The organism is Sphingobium sp. B1D7B, assembly GCF_025961965.1.
Lineage (GTDB): Bacteria > Pseudomonadota > Alphaproteobacteria > Sphingomonadales > Sphingomonadaceae > Sphingobium.
Genome location: NZ_JAOQOR010000001.1, coordinates 1,751,705 through 1,771,908, shown reverse-complemented (window position 1 = coordinate 1,771,908; position 20,204 = coordinate 1,751,705). Strand labels below are relative to the sequence as shown.

Annotated in this window: 21 protein-coding genes; 11 read left to right on the top strand and 10 right to left on the bottom strand. The window is 63.3% G+C overall.

Annotated elements, in window-relative coordinates; genetic code table 11:
- Positions 1–117: 117 nt before the first annotated feature.
- Positions 118–492 (bottom strand): hypothetical protein, encoded by a 375-nt coding sequence (locus tag M2336_RS08040; RefSeq protein WP_264569615.1) that lies wholly within the window; start codon positions 490–492, stop codon positions 118–120.
- 153 nt (positions 493–645) lie between these two features.
- Between M2336_RS08040 and M2336_RS08035 the strand changes: the two genes are divergently transcribed.
- A complete protein-coding gene (locus M2336_RS08035; RefSeq protein WP_264592788.1) occupies positions 646–1,422 on the top strand; it encodes a Crp/Fnr family transcriptional regulator in 777 nt (258 codons plus the stop codon).
- A gap of 35 nt (positions 1,423–1,457) precedes the next feature.
- Here the strand turns inward: M2336_RS08035 and M2336_RS08030 are convergent, their stop codons facing one another.
- Positions 1,458–1,820, bottom strand: a complete 363-nt coding sequence (locus M2336_RS08030) for a hypothetical protein (RefSeq protein ID WP_264569613.1) — start codon at positions 1,818–1,820, stop codon at positions 1,458–1,460.
- A gap of 200 nt (positions 1,821–2,020) precedes the next feature.
- On the opposite strand from M2336_RS08030, the gene uvrA reads away from it, so the two are divergent.
- Positions 2,021–5,053, top strand: coding sequence for an excinuclease ABC subunit UvrA (gene uvrA, locus M2336_RS08025; protein ID WP_181558887.1), 3,033 nt, complete (start codon positions 2,021–2,023; stop codon positions 5,051–5,053).
- Positions 5,054–5,060: 7 nt separating this feature from the next.
- On the opposite strand, the gene M2336_RS08020 is transcribed toward uvrA, so the two are convergent.
- Positions 5,061–6,512 (bottom strand): RNA-directed DNA polymerase, encoded by a 1,452-nt coding sequence (locus M2336_RS08020; protein ID WP_264592787.1) that lies wholly within the window; start codon positions 6,510–6,512, stop codon positions 5,061–5,063.
- 336 nt (positions 6,513–6,848) lie between these two features.
- On the opposite strand from M2336_RS08020, the gene M2336_RS08015 reads away from it, so the two are divergent.
- Positions 6,849–7,805, top strand: coding sequence for an alpha/beta fold hydrolase (locus M2336_RS08015; protein ID WP_264574596.1), 957 nt, complete (start codon positions 6,849–6,851; stop codon positions 7,803–7,805).
- Between the two features lie 343 nt (positions 7,806–8,148).
- Here the strand turns inward: M2336_RS08015 and M2336_RS08010 are convergent, their stop codons facing one another.
- Positions 8,149–8,547, bottom strand: coding sequence for a DUF2171 domain-containing protein (locus M2336_RS08010; protein ID WP_264569609.1), 399 nt, complete (start codon positions 8,545–8,547; stop codon positions 8,149–8,151).
- A 247-nt stretch (positions 8,548–8,794) separates the two neighbouring features.
- Between M2336_RS08010 and M2336_RS08005 the strand changes: the two genes are divergently transcribed.
- The 5 genes from M2336_RS08005 to M2336_RS07985 all read left to right on the top strand — a co-directional run bounded on the left by M2336_RS08005 (position 8,795) and on the right by M2336_RS07985 (position 12,197).
- Positions 8,795–9,121 carry a hypothetical protein gene (locus tag M2336_RS08005; RefSeq protein WP_264593253.1) on the top strand — a complete coding sequence of 109 codons (327 nt, stop codon included), beginning with the start codon at positions 8,795–8,797 and terminating at the stop codon, positions 9,119–9,121.
- A gap of 56 nt (positions 9,122–9,177) precedes the next feature.
- Positions 9,178–9,606 (top strand): PepSY domain-containing protein, encoded by a 429-nt coding sequence (locus M2336_RS08000; protein ID WP_264592786.1) that lies wholly within the window; start codon positions 9,178–9,180, stop codon positions 9,604–9,606.
- Positions 9,603–9,791 (top strand): hypothetical protein, encoded by a 189-nt coding sequence (locus M2336_RS07995; protein ID WP_181558883.1) that lies wholly within the window; start codon positions 9,603–9,605, stop codon positions 9,789–9,791. Before M2336_RS08000 ends, M2336_RS07995 begins: the two co-directional genes overlap by 4 nt.
- A 164-nt stretch (positions 9,792–9,955) precedes the next feature.
- A complete protein-coding gene (locus tag M2336_RS07990; protein WP_181558882.1) occupies positions 9,956–11,008 on the top strand; it encodes a ribonucleotide-diphosphate reductase subunit beta in 1,053 nt (350 codons plus the stop codon).
- A 610-nt stretch (positions 11,009–11,618) separates the two neighbouring features.
- Entirely contained in the window at positions 11,619–12,197 is a 579-nt protein-coding gene (locus M2336_RS07985; protein ID WP_264592785.1) for a glycine zipper 2TM domain-containing protein, read from the top strand.
- Positions 12,198–12,270: 73 nt separating this feature from the next.
- Here M2336_RS07985 and M2336_RS07980 read toward each other — a convergent pair whose 3' ends face one another.
- Positions 12,271–12,405, bottom strand: coding sequence for an entericidin A/B family lipoprotein (locus M2336_RS07980; RefSeq protein WP_181558879.1), 135 nt, complete (start codon positions 12,403–12,405; stop codon positions 12,271–12,273).
- 223 nt (positions 12,406–12,628) lie between these two features.
- On the opposite strand from M2336_RS07980, the gene M2336_RS07975 reads away from it, so the two are divergent.
- Both M2336_RS07975 and M2336_RS07970 read left to right on the top strand, forming a co-directional pair.
- Entirely contained in the window at positions 12,629–12,796 is a 168-nt protein-coding gene (locus M2336_RS07975) for a hypothetical protein (RefSeq protein ID WP_181558878.1), read from the top strand.
- 184 nt (positions 12,797–12,980) lie between these two features.
- Positions 12,981–13,643 carry a hypothetical protein gene (locus tag M2336_RS07970; RefSeq protein WP_264569603.1) on the top strand — a complete coding sequence of 221 codons (663 nt, stop codon included), beginning with the start codon at positions 12,981–12,983 and terminating at the stop codon, positions 13,641–13,643.
- 61 nt (positions 13,644–13,704) lie between these two features.
- On the opposite strand, the gene M2336_RS07965 is transcribed toward M2336_RS07970, so the two are convergent.
- The 3 genes from M2336_RS07965 to M2336_RS07955 all read right to left on the bottom strand — a co-directional run bounded on the left by M2336_RS07965 (position 13,705) and on the right by M2336_RS07955 (position 15,859).
- Positions 13,705–14,571 carry an SDR family NAD(P)-dependent oxidoreductase gene (locus M2336_RS07965; protein WP_264592784.1) on the bottom strand — a complete coding sequence of 289 codons (867 nt, stop codon included), beginning with the start codon at positions 14,569–14,571 and terminating at the stop codon, positions 13,705–13,707.
- 143 nt (positions 14,572–14,714) lie between these two features.
- Complete coding sequence (locus M2336_RS07960; RefSeq protein WP_264592783.1) at positions 14,715–15,179, bottom strand: thermonuclease family protein; 465 nt, start codon at positions 15,177–15,179, stop codon at positions 14,715–14,717.
- Positions 15,180–15,295: 116 nt separating this feature from the next.
- On the bottom strand, positions 15,296–15,859 hold the full coding sequence (locus M2336_RS07955; RefSeq protein ID WP_264592782.1) for a peroxiredoxin: 564 nt from the start codon (positions 15,857–15,859) through the stop codon (positions 15,296–15,298).
- A gap of 87 nt (positions 15,860–15,946) precedes the next feature.
- Here M2336_RS07955 and recF point away from each other — a divergent pair, with 87 nt between their 5' ends.
- Positions 15,947–17,014, top strand: coding sequence for a DNA replication/repair protein RecF (gene recF, locus M2336_RS07950; protein WP_264574590.1), 1,068 nt, complete (start codon positions 15,947–15,949; stop codon positions 17,012–17,014).
- 310 nt (positions 17,015–17,324) lie between these two features.
- Here recF and M2336_RS07945 read toward each other — a convergent pair whose 3' ends face one another.
- Positions 17,325–18,479 (bottom strand): deoxyguanosinetriphosphate triphosphohydrolase, encoded by a 1,155-nt coding sequence (locus tag M2336_RS07945; RefSeq protein WP_264574589.1) that lies wholly within the window; start codon positions 18,477–18,479, stop codon positions 17,325–17,327.
- Positions 18,476–20,167 carry an SPOR domain-containing protein gene (locus tag M2336_RS07940; protein ID WP_264592781.1) on the bottom strand — a complete coding sequence of 564 codons (1,692 nt, stop codon included), beginning with the start codon at positions 20,165–20,167 and terminating at the stop codon, positions 18,476–18,478. Before M2336_RS07940 ends, M2336_RS07945 begins: the two co-directional genes overlap by 4 nt.
- Positions 20,168–20,204 lie beyond the last annotated feature (37 nt).

Genomic DNA, 20,204 nt, shown 5'->3' with positions numbered 1-20,204 from the left:
CTATCCTGCTCCTGAGGAGGCCGATAGTAGCACAATCATTAGCATGGTCAAGTATTCGCCACGCTTGGAATGCGCCCTGCTTCGCCAGCCTCCCGTCACGGCGATAGCGCGTTACGCCTAGCTTTTCGAGGCTTTCATGCTGGCAAGAACCTCGCGCAGGGCGCTCAGCCCCGCCGGCTTGGGAAGCATCGGCCAATCCCTGGTGCCATCGCCCAGATAGCTGCTGTCCGGATAGCCGCTCATCACCACGAACGGGATTTTGCGCGCCTCCAGTTCCATCAAAACTGGCTCCGAGGTTTCGCCGCCCAGATTATAATCGACGATCGCACCGGTGATATTGCCGCTTTCCAGAGCTGTAATCGCCTGGCTCACTGTGGCGACGGGATAGACCTCATCCGCCCCCAATTCGCGCAACGTCAACTCAAGGTCGAGCGCGATAAGCATTTCATCTTCAAGCAAAAGAACATTCAGCATCCCCGGTTCCTCGAACATTCAACGAGAGGCGCCGGCCTGCCCCTGTTACTGACCCTTTGCGGCCCGTTTACTATCATGAACGCGGCTCTGCGGTGCCTCTATGCGCGGTGAGTTGATGGATGTCTGTTCACTTTTGAACATAGACGGGAACTGCGGCGGGGGCTGATCGTTATGCATCGCATGCACGACATCGTCTCGCCCGGCATCGATCATAACAATCTGGTGGCAGCGCTGAACCCTGCCGATCTGGCCCTTATGGCCAAAGTGGCGCGCGTCGTGCGCCTACCCACGGGCACGACCCTTTACGACCCCGGCGATACCGTGGTGGCCGCTTATTTCCCCCTTGGCGATGCGGTCGCGACTTTCCACGTGCTGATGGACGACGGCTCGTCGGTCGAGATCGCGATGGTCGGCCGTGAGGGCGCTGTGGGCGGCATCGTCAGCAGCGGGCGGCTGGCGGCTTACTCCCGGTCATGCGTGATGCATGGCGGCTATTTCGCCCGGTTCGATTCTGCGACGCTGGAGACGCTGAAAGCGAGTTCTCCCGCCATTCGCGATCTGCTCAGCCGCTATGCGGACTGTCTGCTCGCCCAGATTTTCCAGTCGGTCGCGTGTAACGCCGTCCACAGCCTGGAGATGCGGGCGGCCAAATGGCTGACGGCCGCTGTCGATCGCACCGGCAACAATCAGGTGATGATGACGCAGGAGGAATTCGGGTCCCTTCTCGGCATTGCGCGCAGCTATGCCAGCCGCCTGATCAAGAGCTTCAAGACCGACGGGCTCGTCCAGACCCGGCGCGGCTCGCTCGTCGTGCTGGATGCGGATCGGCTGCGTCAGCGCGCCTGTTCATGCAACGACATGGTGCGCACCCATTTCGATCACGTGCTGGCGGGCGTCTATCCGGACCCCGCCGAGCTTGAGCATCTGGTCCACGACGTCAGCCCCTAGCGTTTGCCAGGAGCCGTCGCGCGGGAGATGGCCTCCTACTTTCTGGTCTTCGGCGGAAGCGGCGCGCATTTGGTCTTGTCGCCAGCCAGACAGGCCGCGACATCCGCCTCCCACTTCGCCCGCGCCTCGGCGGCCTGCGCCTGTTCGGCGGCGATCTTCGCATCCCGTGCCGCCAGCGCGTCGCGATAGGTCTGTTCACGCGCGGCCTGCTCGTCGGCAATGGCCTTCTTCTGCGCTTCGAAATCGCTCATCTGCTGCGCTGCCAGCTTTGCCTGCTCGGCATGGAGCACACGCCGCTCTTCCTGCTCCTGCGGCGTGTCCTGCGCCAGCGCGACGGTGGCTGAAACCATCATGGTGCCTGCAAGGGTCGCCAGTCGTGCGTAACGTGCCAGGGTCATGTCGTTCTCCGTCGTCTGTCGGGCCGGGCATTCCACGCCACGGCCTGCTGGTACAATGATTAAGATCAAGACTCGATGCACGTGCAATCGCTCGAATGTCCGTCGGGCCATCTCGCATCTGGCCTCGGGCGATCCTATCTGTGCCTCTGGCTGAACCTTGCCGCTGGATTCCCTTCAGGAACAGAGATAGAACACCGCCCATGAGCCTTACCCATATTTCGGTGCGCGGCGCGCGCGAGCACAATCTCAAGGGCATTGACGTGGATCTGCCGCGCGATGCGCTGGTCGTCATCACGGGCCTCTCCGGCAGCGGCAAGTCGAGCCTCGCCTTCGACACCATCTATGCCGAGGGCCAGCGGCGCTATGTGGAGTCCCTCTCTGCTTATGCGCGCCAGTTCCTGGAGATGATGCAGAAGCCGGATGTCGAGCATATCGACGGCCTCTCGCCGGCCATCTCCATCGAGCAGAAGACCACAAGCCGCAACCCGCGCTCCACGGTCGCGACCGTGACCGAGATCTACGACTATATGCGCCTGCTGTGGGCGCGCGTGGGCGTGCCTTACTCCCCCGCCACCGGCCTGCCGATCAGCGCGCAGACGGTCAGCCAGATGGTCGACCGCGTGCTGGCGCTGCCGGAAGGGACGCGGGTCTATCTGCTCGCCCCGGTCGTGCGCGGCCGCAAGGGCGAGTATCGCAAGGAGCTGGCCGAGTGGCAGCGGGCCGGCTTCACCCGCGTGCGCATCGATGGCGAATTCTACCCCATCGAGGAAGCCCCCGCGCTCGACAAGAAGTACAAGCACGACATCGAGGTGGTGGTGGACCGCGTGGTGGTCCGCGAAGATATGGCGCAGCGGCTGGCGGAGAGCTTCGAGACCGCGCTCAAGCTGGCCGAGGGGCTGGCTTATGTGGATCTGGCTGAGGGGACGGTGGCGTCTCTCCTTAACCCCTCCCTTTCAAGGGAGGGGCAAGGGGTGGGTGCTGGAGATGGCGGCTCAATGCCGTCATCGGAAGTCACGGGCGCGACGCAGCAGCCCCACCCCAACCCCTCCCCTGAAGGGGAGGGGCTGAAAAAAGGCATGAAAAACGCCGGCATCCCGGCCAACCGCATCATCTTCAGCGAAAAATTCGCCTGCCCGGTCAGCGGCTTCACCATTCAGGAGATCGAGCCGCGCCTGTTCTCGTTCAACGCGCCGCAGGGCGCCTGCCCGGCCTGCGATGGTCTGGGCGAGAAGCTGGAGTTCGACGAGCAGCTCGTTGTCCCCAATGAGGCGCTGACGCTCAAAAAGGGCGCGATCGTGCCCTGGGCCAAGTCCAATCCGCCGAGCCCTTATTACATGCAGGTGCTCGCCTCCCTCGCCAAGGCCTTCGGCTTCAGCCTGGAGACGCCGTGGAGCGAGCTGCCGGGCGAGGTGCGCCTCATCATCCTGCACGGCACGGGCGGCAAGCCGGTCACCCTCACCTTCCAGGATGGGCGCAAGAGCTACAGCGTCTCCAAGCCGTTCGAGGGCGTCATCGGCAATCTGAACCGCCGGATGCTGCAGACGGACAGCGCCTGGATGCGCGAGGAGCTGGGCAAGTTCCAGACCGCGCAGCCCTGCGAGACCTGCGGCGGCGCGCGCCTAAAGCCCGAGGCGCTGGCCGTGAAGGTCGCGATGCAGGACATCGCCACCCCCACCCGCATGAGCGTGGTGGATGCGCTGGCCTGGTTCACTGCCCTGCCCCAGCAGCTGACCGACCAGCAGAACCAGATCGCCAAGGCCATCCTCAAGGAGATTATCGAGCGGCTCGGCTTCCTCAACAATGTCGGCCTCGATTATCTCAATCTGGACCGCACCAGCGGCACGCTCTCGGGCGGCGAGAGCCAGCGCATCCGCCTCGCCAGCCAGATCGGCTCGGGCCTCTCCGGCGTGCTCTATGTGCTGGATGAGCCGAGCATCGGCCTCCACCAGCGCGACAACGACATGCTGCTGGTGACGCTCAAGCGCCTGCGCGATCTCGGCAACACCGTCATCGTGGTGGAGCATGATGAGGACGCGATCCGCGCGGCCGACCATATCGTCGACATGGGGCCGGGCGCCGGCGTGCATGGCGGCGAGATCGTCGCGCAGGGCACGCTGGCCGATGTGCTGGCGACGCAGGGCTCGCTCACCGCCGATTATCTCAACGGCACGCGCGAAATCCCCGTCGCCGCCAAGCGCCGCAAGGGCAGCGGCAAGAAGCTGACCGTCAAAAATGCCCGTGCCAACAATCTCAAGGGCGTCAGCGCGTCCATCCCGCTCGGTACCTTCACCTGCATCACCGGCGTCTCCGGCTCGGGCAAGTCCAGCTTCACCATCGATACGCTCTATGCCGCCAGCGCCCGCGCGCTGAATGGCGCCCGCGTCATCGCCGGCGCGCATGACAAGATCGAGGGGCTGGAGCATCTCGACAAGGTGATCGACATCGATCAGTCGCCCATCGGCCGCACCCCGCGCTCCAACCCGGCGACCTATACCGGCGCTTTCACCAACATCCGCGACTGGTTCGCCGGCCTGCCGGAAAGCCAGGCGCGCGGCTACAAGCCCGGCCGCTTCTCCTTCAACGTGAAGGGCGGCCGCTGCGAGGCTTGCCAGGGCGATGGCGTCATCAAGATCGAGATGCACTTCCTGCCGGATGTCTACGTCACCTGCGAGGAATGCCACGGCAAGCGCTACAATCGCGAGACGCTGGAGGTGAAGTTCAAGGGCCACAGCATCGCTGACGTGCTGGACATGACGGTGGAAGACGCCGTCGAGTTCTTCAAGGCCGTGCCGCCGATCCGCGACCGCATGGCCATGCTCGCGGAAGTGGGCCTGGGCTATGTGAAGGTCGGCCAGCAGGCGACGACCCTCTCAGGCGGCGAGGCCCAGCGCGTGAAGCTCGCCAAGGAGCTGAGCCGCCGCGCCACCGGCAACACCCTCTACATTCTCGATGAGCCCACCACCGGCCTCCATTTCGAGGACGTGCGCAAACTGCTCGAAGTCCTCCACGCGCTGGTCGAACAGGGCAACAGTGTGGTGGTGATCGAGCATAATCTCGATGTCATCAAGACCGCCGACTGGATCATCGACCTGGGGCCGGAAGGCGGCGTGAAAGGCGGCGAGATCGTCGCGACCGGCACGCCCGAGCAGGTGGTGAAGGAGAAGCGGAGCTATACGGGGCGGTATCTGGCGCCGTTGCTGGGGAAGAAGGCTGTGAGTGAGGCGGCGGAGTGAATAACTGTTAAAATGCAGGAAAATCATCGCCTAGATCGTCAAGTGCTTCCGCCATCATCTCGCCTTTTGACTTCACTTTGAATTGGACCTTAAGTTTTTCAAACAAGGCAGACTGATTCTGAACAAGCCAAGAATGATAGATATCTTCAAACGGATCATTCATCCGACTTTTGATAGTTCCGAGCCACGTAGTATATTCACCTTTTGATAAGCATGAGGCTCCCAGCATCAAAGCTGGCTTCTCCCAATCACTCATCTCATCAAAACTTGTTTTCTTTTCGCGGAAGAAGGAGCGATCACCAAGCAAACCCAGCAACAGGAGCTTCTGGCGCCTCTCCAAGACAGATCCATTCAACCTTAAACGCTCCAAACGCGCCCGACTAATCGGTAGAGCTTGAGAAACGAAAAGATGCGCCACCCAAATTCTAGATAAAGTCATCTCAGAATAAGGGGGACCTTCCAGTACGGAAACCAACTTTTCAGCCAAATCGTCTGCAATTCCCTCTGCGCGTTGCGCTAACGACCCGAGGAAAAGACAGTAATCTCTAGGAAGATAATAAAGAAGCTCTGTAGTTCTATCTACTACTTTTAATCCGTCTTCTATTGACACCGCCCGTAATGCTTTCATTAAAACCTTTACTGCGGCATAATCAACGGCGTCAGACTTAATTAATTCAACGAGCTTGTCCACAAGCCTTTCCGGGTCTACATCCTCTATCTCTTCAATAGAAATATCTTCGTCATCGTAAACTTGCCTTATATATCTACTGATACTTACAAGTTCATCGTCGTTAAAAACATCGGATAGTTTTTTATCAATTTGCTTTACAGAATCCTCCGTTGTGTAAGTCCGAGTTTTGCTAGAGTTTAGAGAAAGCCCTTCCGTAAGCATGAGATGCTCGGCAAGTTTACACAACGTTGCATGGACTTGGCTTTGGTGATCGACCACAATTCGAAAATCGTCCACGAATCGAGTATACCCACTCGACCTTTCTACTATCATTCGATCAGTATCGTTAAGCAAACCTTCTGCTAACAATCTTGAGGCAGCGGTTCCCACCGGCAATCCGTATGATTGCCTTGCGCGGCTATACTTTATTATACCTTCGATTACTTTCCTTACTGAATTTGGCGCACCACAATCATCCATTATATGCTCAATACGATGGAAATATATTCGGGCGTAGAAATCAGAAATGTCCGTTTCGATGACATATTTAACGTCAGAGAATGGATCTGCTTCATCGCATATCGCTTTCACACGAAGGAGCCAATCGTGGAAGCTTGAAGACTCTGAGTATAATCTAGGCTCGTCCGCTTTATCAACGAAACGGTAAGAAAAAGGTCCGTTCTCGACAGGTAATCTAATCTCTTCAATCGAAGGGGCAATTTGAATCACCGCACTCGTATATAGCAATGTATCAGATGGATAAAGTTGATGCGCAATTCTAAATGACAACTCTCTCTTTGGGCTCAATATTTCTACACAACTTTTTGGTCAATATTGCCCGGTGTTAAGCCCACAGACAATTTCAGTGATTTTATCGGCGCATTCGTCATAAAATACGAATTCAAAAGGCGAGGGGAATATGTCCGTGTCCCCTAGCGAAGTCAGATGTAATAGAGCACGTCTAACTGCCGCTTCTTCCATGTTCCACCCCCACCACGGTCCACCACGCACGATCAAACCCTGTATCGACTGAATCAGTCAAGTCTATTTTCTTTCAATACCTTGACCGGCTCCCCTCTCCCATCCACATTGAGCTTCATATCCAGCCGCTAAGGAAGTCCGTCCGTGAACGTATGCCGCGATACTATAAATTGCGGTGCCGTCGGCGACGCAAATATCGCGCCACCCGCCGCTCAGGCGCAAACCCCCACCCCGCCGCTCTGGCAGAAGCTCTACCCCGGCTTTCGCAACCTGCGGATCAAGACCAGCGGCGCGGAGATCAATGTTGTCACGGGCGGATCGGGGCCGCCGTTGCTCATGCTCCATGGCGCGCCGGAATCGCTTGTCACCTGGCATCTCGTCGCCCCGGCGCTCGCGCGGGACTACACCGTCGTGCTGGCCGATCTGCGCGGTTATGGGGATAGCAGCAAGCCGGAGGGCGGCGCGGATCATTCGGCTTATTCCAAGCGGGCGATGGCGCAGGATGGCGTGGAGGTGATGGCGCAGCTGGGCCATGAGCGCTTCCTGCTCGTCGGGCATGATCGGGGCGCGCGGGTCGGGCGGCGGATGGCGCTGGATCATCCCGAGAAGGTCCGCAAGCTCGCGGTGCTGGACATATTGCCGGAGCATTATCTCTACAGCCATGTCACGCTCGGCTTCGTGCGCGGCTATTATCACTGGTTCAGCTTCCTGCGCCCGGCGCCCATTCCGGAGGAGGAGACGCTGGCGCGCTACCAGGCGCGGGCGGTCGAGGCGTCCAGCGAGATCGAGCGGGAATATGATCGCCACCGGCTCGACCCGGCGATGCTCCATGCGATGTGCGAGGATTATCGCGCCTCGGCCTCGGTCGATCTGGATCTGGACCATGCCGATCTGGCGGCGGGGAAGAAGATCACCTGCCCGCTGCTCGCCATCTGGGCCGGCAAGGGGCTCTATCCGCGCCTGTTCGATGACATATTGGGCGTGTGGCAGGCCGAGGCGACGGACGTGCGCGGCCATGCGCTGCCCAATGCCACGCACAATCTGCAGGAGAGCGACCCGCAGGCGACACTCGCGGCGCTGCAGGCCTTCCTGCGCGACTGACCTCGGGGCCAATTTTTCGGAAGATGTGAGCGGAAAAGAAGTCCGGCCTCCCGGGGGGTGGGGGGATGGGAGACCGGACCCTTTTCAGCCGCTCGGCTGTGTGTGGGAGATCACCGCCGAAGCGACTTTCTACCCCTTTGGGTGCAGCATTCACTGAACCTGTTCCCTATCAGATAGGGTCGACAGGCCGGGGAACAAGGGCCGCGCGATCAATCGCGCCTGACGCACGTTGGGCCGTCTCGCTGCATCGGACGGACGTATGCAGGCGCTCTTTCGTCGCAGCGATGTGTTGGTGGCCGGGCGGGAGGGACCCGGCCACCGGACTTGTTCAGGCGAATGTGCCTCAGGTCGAGGGCGTGCCGGACCCGCCCATGCCGGTGCCAAGGCCGCTGGTGCCGAAGATCTGCGAATTCTCGTTGGTGCCGGTCGTGCTGGTGGTCGCCGCGCTGCCGGCATAGCTGTCCGTCTTCACGCCGCCGGACTGGACGCCGGGACGCGTGCCATCGGCATAGCCGCCGCCGATCGTCAGGCCCTCAGGCATGGGCGTATCGGGCTTGAGCGTGACACGATCGTCATGGATGCTATCGACATAATCAAGGTTGATCTGGTGATGGCGGCTGTCCGCCGAATCCGTGCGGGTGAGGACCAGCAGATCGCCGTCCACCTTGTCGACGGTGCCGACATGGCGGCCACTCGCATCCGCGACTTCCATATGCTCCTTGATGCGCCACTTCTCGAACATGGCTCGCTCCTTTTCTCTGCAGATACAATGAACTAGATGGTACTGAAGACAGAACGGCCGAGGCGGCGGAGCGTTCCGAAAGCCCCGCCCCATCCAGCGCATCGCAGCCACGACTGGGCTGTTCACGGCCGGCGCCGAGCGCAATCCGGCGCGAGACGGCGCGCGCCGCTTTTGATAGGGGTCAATGCGTCCGGCCGCCGGAGCGGTCACACAGCAGCGGATGACCGACGCGATGACCACGCACCCCATGCCCCGCCCCTCTGCCGGCACCGGCGCCGCGCTCGCCTTGCCGGTGGGCCTGCTGCTGATCCTTGGCGGATGCGCCCGGCAGAGCGCCGCGGCGGTGAGCAGCGCGCCGGATACGCCCGGCTTCCTGCTCGGCCTGTGGCACGGCTTCATCTTCCCCTTCGCCTGGGCGCTGTCGCTGATCGCGGATGATGTCGCGGTCTATGCCGTGCCCAATAATGGCGGATGGTATGATTTCGGCTATTTCCTCGGCGTCGTCGTCTTCGGCGTGGGCGCGCGCAAGACCAAGACGGTGACCGTCTATGTCGATCGCTGGCGCGGCCGGTGATGGCGAGCCCCGTTCTCCCCACGCTACACCTGCCTTCCGCAAGAAAGGATGCACCCATGCGCAAATGGCATCGCTGGACCACCGTCTTCATCGGCCTGTTCATGTTGTTCATCGCCCTGACTGGCTTGGGCAGCCATTTCGCCGCGATGGTCGCGCGGGGGAGCGTGTTCGAGACCGAAGAGCGCGGGGCTCCGCCAGCCGCGCAGGCGTCGGTTGCGACGCAGAAGGCCGGCCCGTCTGCGGGTGCGCCCGGCGCGCCGCCCGCCGCCCAGCCAGCCACACAGGCCGCGCCGAATCCCGCCCGCAAGCTGGTTGGCCTGTTCCATCATCTCCATTCGGGCGAGTTTTTCGGCCCGGTCGGCGTGATCATCTCCCTCCTCTCCGGCTTCGCGCTCGTCTTCTTCGCGATGTCCGGCATGTGGATGTATGTGCAGATGTTCCGCAATCGCCTCAGCCGGGGACGGCGCGACATCTTCTGGAAATGACCCTCCCGGCGCTCATCATGGCCGGCGTCTCGGGCACGGCGGCGCTCTGCGGTGCGCTCATCCTCGCGCGCAAGGCGCGGACGCCGCAGGGGGTCTATGGCAAGCGCATCGCCGGCACCATGGCGCTCTCCTTCGCGCTCATCCTCGCGCTGTTCGCCTGGGGGCTGGAGCGCATGGCCGGCTGAACCGACGGCGGCCTGCGGCGCTGGCGAAAGTCAAGGCCGGGGACACAAAATTTACTGTGGATGAACGCCACAACACCGCTAGACATTGTGGTGGATTGGGCTAGCATCCCCCTTCATCTAGTTATTTGTGCCCTACAGCCATCCCAATTGCGGAGCCCGGAAAAATGTCGCTTCTCCAAGCCTCCAAGGTCTACAAGCCCTTCGAATATCCCTGGGCCTATGACTATTGGAAGCGCCAGCAGCAGGTCCACTGGATGCCCGAGGAAGTGCCTCTGGGCGAGGATTGCCGCGACTGGGCGCAGAAGCTCTCCGACCATGAGCGCAACCTGCTGACGCAGATCTTCCGCTTCTTCACCCAGGCGGACGTGGAAGTGCAGGATTGCTACCACGACAAATATGGCCGCGTGTTCAAGCCGACCGAGATCAAGATGATGCTGACCGCGTTCAGCAACATGGAGACGATCCACATCGCGGCCTATTCGCACCTGCTCGACACCATCGGCATGCCCGAGAGCGAATATTCGATGTTCCTCGAATATGACGAGATGCGCGCCAAGCATGATTATATGCAGCAGTTCGGCGTGGACAGCGATGAGGACATCGCCCGCACCCTCGCCATGTTCGGCGGCTTCACCGAGGGCATGCAGCTCTTCGCCAGCTTCGCGATGCTGATGAACTTCCCGCGCTTCAACAAGATGAAGGGCATGGGCCAGATCGTCACCTGGTCGGTGCGCGACGAGAGCCTGCACTGCGAGGGCATCGTGCGCCTGTTCCACGAGTTCGTGAAGGAGCGCGACTGCCTGACCAAGGCGGTGAAGGAAGACATTATCGATTGCTGCCAGAAGACCGTGCGGCTGGAGGATGCCTTCATCGACCTCGCCTTCGAGCAAGGCCCGGTGCCCGGCATGACCGCCAAGGAGATCAAGCGCTACATCCGCTACATCGCCGACTGGCGGCTGGGCCAGCTCGGCTTCCAGCCGATCTACATGATCGAGGAACACCCGCTGCCCTGGCTCACCCCGCTGCTCAACGGCGTGGAGCACGCCAACTTCTTCGAAACGCGCGCCACCGAATATTCCAAGGGCGCCACGCGCGGCAACTGGAACGAGGTGTGGGACAGCTTCGACCGCCGCAAGAAAATGCGCGCCAATGACGGCGAGGCCGAAAGCGATAGCGGCGAGGACATGTTCTCGCGGGCCGGGGTGGCGGCGGAGTAATCATTCAACCACTAATAAAGGAGGCGCCCCGGCGTGAATCACAAGCCGGAAAAATAGCTGACCTTAAGTAAGGGCCGGATTAGCCAATTCTTAGGAATAAGGGGGAGCGGTCGAATAGACTAATATGCACCCTGACCTCCGGAAGCCTCAAATTTCGCTTTTCCTAAACCTGGACGGGCCAGCATTCCCTTCACTCAAAAAGGAATTGAGACATGCTAGTTTCTAGCGTTTTTCAAAGCCGGAACGGTGAATGGTATTGGGAAATTTTGGATGACGAAGGTTTGTATTTGAAATCAGATCGTTGTTTTGCTTTCGAACACGATGCGCAAAGCGATCTCTCGGTGTCGAGCCATCTTGTCAGTCCTCTTCTCAAACAGCACTAAGCCGGAAGGACAGGCGGCCCTGCCGCCTGTCCGACTGGACAAGGTTCGGGTTCAAGTTAACCCTCCGGTTGTGGGATCGCATGCCCAACCGTCATTGACCTCAAGGGCGTCCTTCCCCCTTTCCCCCAAATGAACCGCCCGTCGCCACCGGTTCAGGCGACTCGCGATACAGTCCGATCCGATCTCCCGCTGCAGGGAGAGACAGAATAAGGATCGGAGTGAGACAGATGTACAAGGCTCTGAAGAACAGCATCGCGGCGCTGGCGCTTGGTGCCGTGACCGTGGGCGGTCTGGCCGCCACCCCCGCTTTTGCCGACCCGGGTCGCGGGCATGACCGGGATTGGCAGCGGGACCGCGACGATCGACGTGACTACCGCCGCGATGATCGGCGCGATTATCGTCATGACAATCGCCGTTGGGATCGGGACGACCGCCGGGGCCGTGACCGGGTTGTAGTGATCGATCGCCGCCCTGTCGTCCGCCCTGCCCCGCGCGTCGTCTACGCCTATGACTATAACCGGCCGGACCCGCGCTATCGCGGCTATTATGCCGACCGTTACTATCGCGGCGGCTATGAGCCGGTGCGCGTCTACCGCGATACCCGCGTGTATCGGGGCTATGATGATCGCTATTATTGCCGCCGGTCGGACGGCACCACCGGCCTGATCGTCGGCGCGGCGCTGGGTGGCTTGCTTGGCGATCAGCTCGATCGCGGCCGCTCCTCGATCCTGGGTGCCGTGCTCGGCGCGGGTGCCGGGGCGATGATCGGACGGTCGGTCGACCGGGGCGATGTCGTCTGCCGCTAAGCCTGACCGACACAGAGCTGTAGCATGAGCCCGGCGCGCTGACCCCAGCGGGCCGGGCTTTTGTCATCAGCGCTTATTTCATCGCATCCTGGCCTGCCTGACCCACGGACTCGATGTCCCGGCCAAGGCCCTTCACCGTCGCGCAAGCAGACAGGAGCAGGGATGCGCTCACGACCGCGAGAAGCAGCGCCGACCTTCTTGTTTTCATGTCCTCGATCCCTTTCCGATTATCGGATGTTTTCCAACGCCTTCGACTATCCGAAAAAATGCGATCCGGCGCAATCCGCCTGCTGGTGATCCCGGCTTGGTGATCCCCGGCCGGATGAAAAGGCGCACCTGTGCGATGCATTGCTGCCGGAAGGGGCTTGCGAGCGGGAACCGGTCGCCAGCGCGCACGTATTCCTAGCGATACAGTCGAAGGAGATTTCCGCATGGATCCGGTCACCATCGAGCATCGCCGCCAGGAGCTGCAGAGTCTGCTTGCGCAGATTCAGGCCAACCCCTCGCGCGACTGGCACCGTGAGCGGCAGCGCGTGATCGTGTTGCAGCATATGGTCGGCGCACAGGCAGCCCGCACCCACCCCGGCACCCGACACTGATCCACTTTCAGCGGCGATGAACCCCATCGCCGCAAAGCTCTGAATCTCGGCGAGTCGCGGGTTCCCACCGGTGCGACGAATCGAGTCCATAAGGGTCTTGCCTTGGTGGAATCAGAGGAGGATAAGCGCCTCTTGATGGGAACAGGGCCGCCACCCATGGCGCCCCCTCGGGAGGAAGAACGTTATGGCATTGAGCATGATCGGGGGCCGGCGGATCAAGGCCGCAGTCGCACTGTCCGCTCTGCCGCTGCTGGCCCTGGCCGGATGCACCGCCAAGCAGGTTGCCGAAGCGCCGCTGCAGAACATTCCCGTCCCCATTCCCCAGAATGTCCCGCTGATCGAAGTGCCGCCGCCGCCGCCGATTCTGATCGGCGAGAATAAGGGGCAGGACATGTGGCACCTGCGCTCGGGCCTGAACGTCGCCGTGCTGCTGTGCCAGGGGCCGGACAATGCCGCGATGGTCTCCGATTATAACCGGATGCTCTCTGTCCATAAGGGCCTGCTGTCGGAAGCCGCGCAGATGCAGGTCGATCTGTTCAAGGCCAAGGGCGGTCGCAAGTGGCAGGATGCCCATGACGACCATATGACCAAGCTCTACAACCGCTATTCCAACACCCAGTCGCGCGACAAGTTCTGCGCCAAGGCCAAGGCGCAGCTCGCCGAAGTCGCGAACCAGACCCCCATCGCGTTCAGCGAGAAGGCGACGTTCCTGCTGTGGGAGCTGAACAAGGCCGCCAGCCTGCCCGATCCGGACGGATCGCTCGCGCGCGCTGCGGCCGCAAACAGCACACCGGGTCTGGTGCAGACCGTCCAGGCGACGACCAGCCAGACGACCACGCAGCGCTAAGCGACGCCCCGGACGCGCGCCCTGCATCAGAGGCAGGCGCGCTCCGGGTCCGGATCAATCCTCAGTCTTCGTCCGGCACGGCCAGGGTCGCGCCGAAATCGAACGGCTTGGCCTCCGGCATCGCGGCCATCAGCGCCTTGAAGCGCTCTTCCACATTGTCTTTCCAATTGCCGTGCGTCGCGACGTACAGCGTGTTGTTGCGGATCGCGTCGACGATCATGTCGCCCACTTCCGTCGGTTCCATCCAGGTGTCGGACACGACGCGCTTGGCGAGCTGATCCTCCGTCTGCGCAAGGCCGCTGCCCGAGCGGAAACGCTCCGGCCGGTTCTGGCCGGACTCATGGATGCGGCTCTTGATCGGGCCGGGCATCAGCACCGTCACGCCGATATTGTCCTGCGCCATGCTGTCGCGGATCGATTCAGACAGGGTGATGACACCCGCCTTCGCCACGGCATAAATGGCCATGAAGCTCGGCATCGGCGTCAGGCCGGCCAGCGACGCGGTGTTGACGATGTGGCCACCCTTGCCCCGCCGGCGCATGCCGGGCGCAAATTCCATGATGCCGTTGATCGGCCCCATCAGGTTGACGCCAATGCCATAGTCCCAATCGGCATAGGTGGCCTGATCGAACGGGCCGGACGGATCGATGCCGGCATTGTTGATCAGGATTTCCGGCCCGCCCATGACGGCCTCGCATTCTTTGGCGGCCTCGCGCATCTGGTCGCGGTCGGACACGTCGAGCCGCATGGTGTGGACATTGCGGCCCTGCTGGCGCTCCTCGAAAAACGCCTTGGCTTCATCGAGATGGTCCTGGCGGATATCGGCCAGCACCAGCCTGGCGCCATTGGCGAGCAGCTGCTGGGCAATGCCGAAGCCGATCCCGCTCGCCCCGCCCGTGATGAACGCCGTCGTGCTCGCAATCTCCATGACTTTCCTCTCCAAACCCGGCGCCTTGCCGGCTTGCTCAAACTGATGCATCGGCCGATGCTGCGCCCGGCCGCTCCTCCAATCTCATCCAGCAAATCCGGACAGAGTCAACAGCGGCGGTCGCCTGCGGGGTCGCTGGCCCGTCAGGATCGCGGATGCGCGGCGCGCCAGACCGAGGGCGTCTCGAACGTGCCACGCCAGATGCCGCGCTGCGCGGACCGGGCAGCCTCCTCTTCCTGCCGATAGGTGCCGGGGCCCCGCCCGAGGTTGCTGATCGCCCAGCCCCGCGCCACCATCATCGCGCCGATGTCCGCGATCCGGGTGGTGGCGCAGGTCGCCACGGCGCGGCCATATTGATCCGTCGTCCGGGACTCGCAGATGAGGCCCCCGCCGCGCACCAGCGCCAGCAGGGCGTCGCGCGCCTGCGTGCCGCAGTCCCAGGGCTGGCCGGTCGCATCCTGGCAACGCTGGTTCAGTTCGACCGCGTCGATGTCCGCGATGCGCACGATCCGCGGGCCGATCCGCAGGCTGTCGCCATCCATCACGTGCACGCGCGCCCCATCGGCGGCCTCGATCCGTTCGGGCGGCGCACGGAGCAGGGCCAGCACGATCAGCAGAAACGCCAGAAGAGCCAGCGAACTCAGTCGCGCAAGCCATCGTCGGCGCCGCCTGCCGGCTGATCTCTGGAAACCCCTGCGCCGTCCGGCAGGTCTGGTGCGGATGATCAGTGCTTGTGGTCGCTGGCCATCGAGCGGACGGCGGCCAGCGTGTTCTTCACATGGTCGCGATAGTCGAGCGCGCTATGCACATAGACGATCCGGCCCGCCGGGCTGATGACATAGGAGGTGCGGTCCGTCTTGCCCGCAAAGGCCGGATTGTCGGCCTTGAGCGCCACGTCGTAATTGGTGATGAGGCGCGGCCCGGCCGAGGCGACCGCGAACTTGCTGCCGCATGCCTCGGTGGAGAAACGCTGCAGAACGTCGACCGGGTCGGCAGACATGCCGATCACCGTGGCGCCGGCCTTCTTGAACGCATCCGCCTGATCGGCAAACTCCTTGGTTTCCGCCGTGCAGCCCTTGGTGAAGGCTGCTGGGAAGAAATAAAGCACGACCGGGCCTTTCTTCAGCGCATCGGACAGCTTGACGCTGAACACCTTGCCGGCGAGCGCGCCGCGCGTCTCGAAATCCGGTGCCTTGGCGCCAACCGGCAGCGCCGCCTGCGCGCCGCCGCCGAGCAGGGCGCTGCCCAGCATCGCAACCATGATTGTCTTCGATGCTTTGCCGAACATATGCCCATTCCCGTCTGCTGACTCACGATCCGCACAATCTGCCATAGAAGCCCTTGGCGTGCCAGCCCTCACCGGTTACGAGCAGCCATGGCGATCGACCGCCTTGCCCTCACCAATTTCCGCAATCATGCCGACGCCCTGATTGTGCCTGACGCGCCGATGATCGTCCTGACCGGCGAGAATGGCGCGGGGAAGACCAACATCCTCGAAGCGATTTCGCTGCTGGCGCCGGGCCGCGGCCTGCGCGGCGCTGCCCTGCGCGACATGGCGCGGCAGAGCGGGCCGGGCGGATTTGCGGTCGCCGCGCGATTGGGCGATGCCGCCTTGGGGACCGGCACCGACCCTGATGCGCCGGACAAGCGGCAAGTGCGGATCGACGGGCGCGCCTCCCCGGCCAATGCCCTCTCGACGCGTGTGTCGCTGAGCTGGCTGACGCCGGCGATGGACCGCCTGTTTCTGGACAGCCCCGGCGGGCGGCGCCGGTTCCTGGACCGGCTGGTGCTGGCCCAGGCGCCATCGCACGCCCATCACAGCGCGCGCTATGAGGCCGCGATGCGCGCCCGCAATGCCCTGCTGGGAGAAGACGGGCCGGCCGACCCGGACTGGCTCGCCGCACTGGAAGCCCGCATGGCGGAACATGGCGCCGCAATCGACGCCGCACGGCGGGCGCTGATCGCCGAACTTGAAGAGGAGATCGCCCGCAGCGCGCAGCATCTCTTCGCCCGGCCGACCTTGAGGCTGACCGGCGAGCCATTTGAGGAAGGCACCCTTGCCGCTCGGCTGCGCGCGGCGCGGACGGGAGACCGGGCGGCGGGGCGAACGCTTGTGGGCCCCCATCGCGCCGACCTGCTGGTCACGCACGAAGCCAAGCAGCAGGATGCGGCGCTGTGCTCGACAGGGGAACAAAAAGCGCTGCTGCTCAGCATCATGCTCGCCCACGCCCAGCTGGTCGGCACACGGAGCGGGCGACCGCTCATCATCCTGCTGGACGAGGTGGCCGCTCATCTCGATCCGACGCGCCGCCACGCCCTGTTCGAGCGGTTGCGCGCCAGCGGCGGGCAGGTGTGGATGACGGGGACCGAGGCCGATCTGTTCAACGGGCTGGATCAGGCGACCTATTTGCGGGTGGACGCGGGGCAGGTCATTCCGGGGTGATCAAGCGGCGTGGCCGAAGCGCGGCTATTACACCTTTTCCCCCACGCGGACTTTCAGACACGGCATCATTGCTGACCGCCCTCTGTTCGTCCGGAGTAGCTGCTGAGCCTGTCGAAGCGGCGTATCGAAGGTGCAGTCCATGACTGAGATGCTTCGATACGGGTCTTCGCTACGCGCCTGCGGCCCTACTCAGACCCTACTCAGAACGAACGGTGGAGGGTGGCGAAGTCGGCGCCCCCCACATGAGCCGCTGGTCGCGCGCTCTGACCAAATCGATAGTGGACAACGCCCTCGCGGACTCTGTCCTCGCCTAGGAAACTCCGCAAATCTCCTGATGCGCGCGCTCGGCGAAGCGATCGGTCATGCCCGCGATATAGTCCGCGATATGGCGGCTGCGCTCGGGCTCGGCAGCGCCGCAACTGGCATCCCAGGCGGTCCCCATCAGCGCAGGATCGGCCTGATAGGCGCGGAATAGATCGGTGACGATCACCCGTGCCCGCCCGGCTGCCGCCAGCTGGGTCGGATGATGATAGAGATTGGCGTACATGAAACGCTTGAGCTGGCGCTCGTCCTCCCGCATCGCATCCGAGAAGGCGACCATGGCCTGTCCCGCGCTCCGCACGGCTGAGACGTCGGCCTGCTCCAGCCCATGCAGGCGCAGGTTTTCGCGCGTGGTCATGATGAGATTGTTGACCATGATGCCGATCTGGTCGCGGATCAGTTCCCGCAACAGCTGCTCGGCCGGCAGATCGGGATAGCGCGCGGTGACCTGCTCCCAGCAGCGGCGGACGAACGGCGCTTCCAGAAGTTGTTCGAGCGTCAGAATGCCGGCGCGCAGGCCATCGTCGATATCGTGATTGTCATAGGCGATATCGTCGGCAAGCGCCGCGACCTGCGCTTCCAGCGACGGCCAGCTTTCCAGCTCCAGCGGAAAGGCGGCATCGATCTGCTGCATCGCCCAGTTGGGGGCCAGCACCGGGCCGTTATGCTTGGCCAGCCCCTCCATCATCTCCCAGCTCAGATTGAGGCCGGGGAAGCGGGGATAGGCATTTTCCAGCAAAGCCAGCGTGCGCAGACAATGGGCGTTGTGATCGAAGCCGCCCTGCCCGGCCAGCGCCTCTTCCAGTGCATCCTCCCCGGCGTGGCCAAACGGGGGATGGCCAATATCATGGGCGAGGCACAGCGCCTCGGTCAGATCTTCATTGAGGCCCAGCACCCGTGCGATCGTCCGCCCGATCTGCGCGACCTCCAGGCTATGCGTCAGGCGGACGCGATAATGGTCGCCATCGGGTGCGACGAACACCTGCGTCTTGTGGCGCAGACGACGAAAGCTGATCGAGTGAATGATCCGGTCGCGGTCGCGCTGGAAAATGTCGCGCGGTCCGCGTGCTTCCCCGCCCGCCTCGGCATGTTGACGACCCCGGCTGCGCGCCGGGTCACAGGCATAGGGGGCGAGCACGCTCACTGCGTGCCGATCTTGCTGACTTCCTCGCCGGCTTCGCTTTGCCAGAAGAACGCGTCGCCTCCCGCCTTGCGCAATTCGGTGACCACCGCCCGCGCATCTTCGGGGCGACGGAAGGGGCCGATCAGCAGGCGGCGCGTCTCACCCCATGTGGCTGTCCAGCCATCCTGCCCGGCAATCGTATCGCCATAGGTCCGGCGCAAACGGCGCAGATCGAAGGCCAGCGCAGCCGGATCACGGCCTGCCGCCAATTGCACCCAGTTGCGCGAGGGATTGGCCGCCAGCTTGGCCTTGCGCTCGGCCTCGGCCTTGCGTTCGGCCTCCGCCTTGGCGCGCGCCTCGGCATCCGCCTTCGCCTTGGCCTGCTGCGCGGCTGCCGCGACCCGGCGCTGCTCCTGAATCCGCGCGACAGCGCTCAGATCCGCGACGGCGACCTGCCGGCGCTCGCCTTCCGGCACTTCGAGCGCCTGCAGCGTGTCGCCAAGCGAGCGCACCGGCTGCGGCACTGGCGCAGGTGCGGGTGCGGGTGCGGGTGCGGGTGCCGGTGTCGGCGCAGACGCCACCGGGGCCGGCGTGCTGGGTGCCGCCGGCGCCACGGCAGCGACGGTCGTCGGCGCAGGATTGGTTACGCGACTGGCCGGCTGTGTGGCGGGAGCGGATGATGGAGCCGGGCGGGCCGGCTGCGGCGCAGGGGCGCGCGCGGCGGTCTGCACCGGCTGTTGCGGCGGTGGGGATGCTGCCGGAGCAGGCGGTGGCGGCGGCGGAAGCGACTGGGCGGCGGCCGCCGCGGGTGCTGGTTGCTGAGCCTGCGACGCGCGGCGCGCGGCCTGCTGGGCGGCCCGTCGTTCTGCCGCCGTCTGACGCCGGCCGCCCCGCTCGCGCTCGGTGGTAGCAGCAACCTGCGTATCGCGGTTCCGCGCCGGCTCGGGTGCAGCCAAGCGGAGGACATCCGCCGGATACTCGCCATAATGGACCGCGGAGACCTTCTGGCTCGCCGTCAGCAGCGGCAGGCGCTGCAGATAGGGTTCGAGCGCGTCGGCAAGGCCCTTCGGCAGCGTCGTCTGCGCAATGGAGCGCGCCTCGGCCATCTGGCCGTTCATCGCGAGAACGAAGGCCCGGATGCGCCACGCTTCACGGTCACCGCTCGTCAGGGCGGGCTTGAGCTGCTGCTCGGCTTCCGCGAGATTGCCGGAGACGCCCAGCGAGACCGCATAATTGAGCCGCGCGGTGTTATCATTGGGATTGGCCTGCAGGACGGCGCGATAATCCTGCTGCGCCTTAGCCTGCTGCCCGGTGAGATCATAAGCCAGCGCGCGCTCGGGCAAATGCGCTTGGGCGCTGACACCCAAGGCCGAGGCGGCATCGAAGTTCGCGGCGGCATCGGCCGGCTGCTTCAAGGCGATTTGCACGACCGCAAGCCCCAGCCGGGCGCGGCCATTGCGCCCGTCCACCATATTGGCCCGCGTGAAGAAGCCATTGGCCGCCTGAATGTCCCCCAGATCGAGCGCGGCCTGGCCGGCCCCGAGCAGGGCATTCACATCCTGAGGATTACGGGAGAGCGACGCGAGGTGGCGGTTGAGCGCGGCTACCGCCTCGGCTGGTGGCGTGGCCTGAACCATTCCGCCGCTTTGCGCGAACACAGGCGCTGCGATGGCCAGAGAAAGGGCCAGAATGCAGCTGGTCGACTTCACGGATACACCTCTTCTGTCCGGCGGGACGGGCTGCGCC

Coding starts and splice junctions, on each gene's coding strand:
- M2336_RS08040 (WP_264569615.1), bottom strand. CDS start 492: ATGTTCGAGGAACCGGGGATGCTGAATGTTCTTTTGCTTGAAGATGAA.
- M2336_RS08035 (WP_264592788.1), top strand. CDS start 646: ATGCATCGCATGCACGACATCGTCTCGCCCGGCATCGATCATAACAAT.
- M2336_RS08030 (WP_264569613.1), bottom strand. CDS start 1,820: ATGACCCTGGCACGTTACGCACGACTGGCGACCCTTGCAGGCACCATG.
- uvrA (WP_181558887.1), top strand. CDS start 2,021: ATGAGCCTTACCCATATTTCGGTGCGCGGCGCGCGCGAGCACAATCTC.
- M2336_RS08010 (WP_264569609.1), bottom strand. CDS start 8,547: ATGTTCGAGAAGTGGCGCATCAAGGAGCATATGGAAGTCGCGGATGCG.
- M2336_RS08005 (WP_264593253.1), top strand. CDS start 8,795: ATGCCCCGCCCCTCTGCCGGCACCGGCGCCGCGCTCGCCTTGCCGGTG.
- M2336_RS08000 (WP_264592786.1), top strand. CDS start 9,178: ATGCGCAAATGGCATCGCTGGACCACCGTCTTCATCGGCCTGTTCATG.
- M2336_RS07995 (WP_181558883.1), top strand. CDS start 9,603: ATGACCCTCCCGGCGCTCATCATGGCCGGCGTCTCGGGCACGGCGGCG.
- M2336_RS07990 (WP_181558882.1), top strand. CDS start 9,956: ATGTCGCTTCTCCAAGCCTCCAAGGTCTACAAGCCCTTCGAATATCCC.
- M2336_RS07985 (WP_264592785.1), top strand. CDS start 11,619: ATGTACAAGGCTCTGAAGAACAGCATCGCGGCGCTGGCGCTTGGTGCC.
- M2336_RS07980 (WP_181558879.1), bottom strand. CDS start 12,405: ATGAAAACAAGAAGGTCGGCGCTGCTTCTCGCGGTCGTGAGCGCATCC.
- M2336_RS07975 (WP_181558878.1), top strand. CDS start 12,629: ATGGATCCGGTCACCATCGAGCATCGCCGCCAGGAGCTGCAGAGTCTG.
- M2336_RS07970 (WP_264569603.1), top strand. CDS start 12,981: ATGGCATTGAGCATGATCGGGGGCCGGCGGATCAAGGCCGCAGTCGCA.
- M2336_RS07965 (WP_264592784.1), bottom strand. CDS start 14,571: ATGGAGATTGCGAGCACGACGGCGTTCATCACGGGCGGGGCGAGCGGG.
- M2336_RS07955 (WP_264592782.1), bottom strand. CDS start 15,859: ATGTTCGGCAAAGCATCGAAGACAATCATGGTTGCGATGCTGGGCAGC.
- recF (WP_264574590.1), top strand. CDS start 15,947: ATGGCGATCGACCGCCTTGCCCTCACCAATTTCCGCAATCATGCCGAC.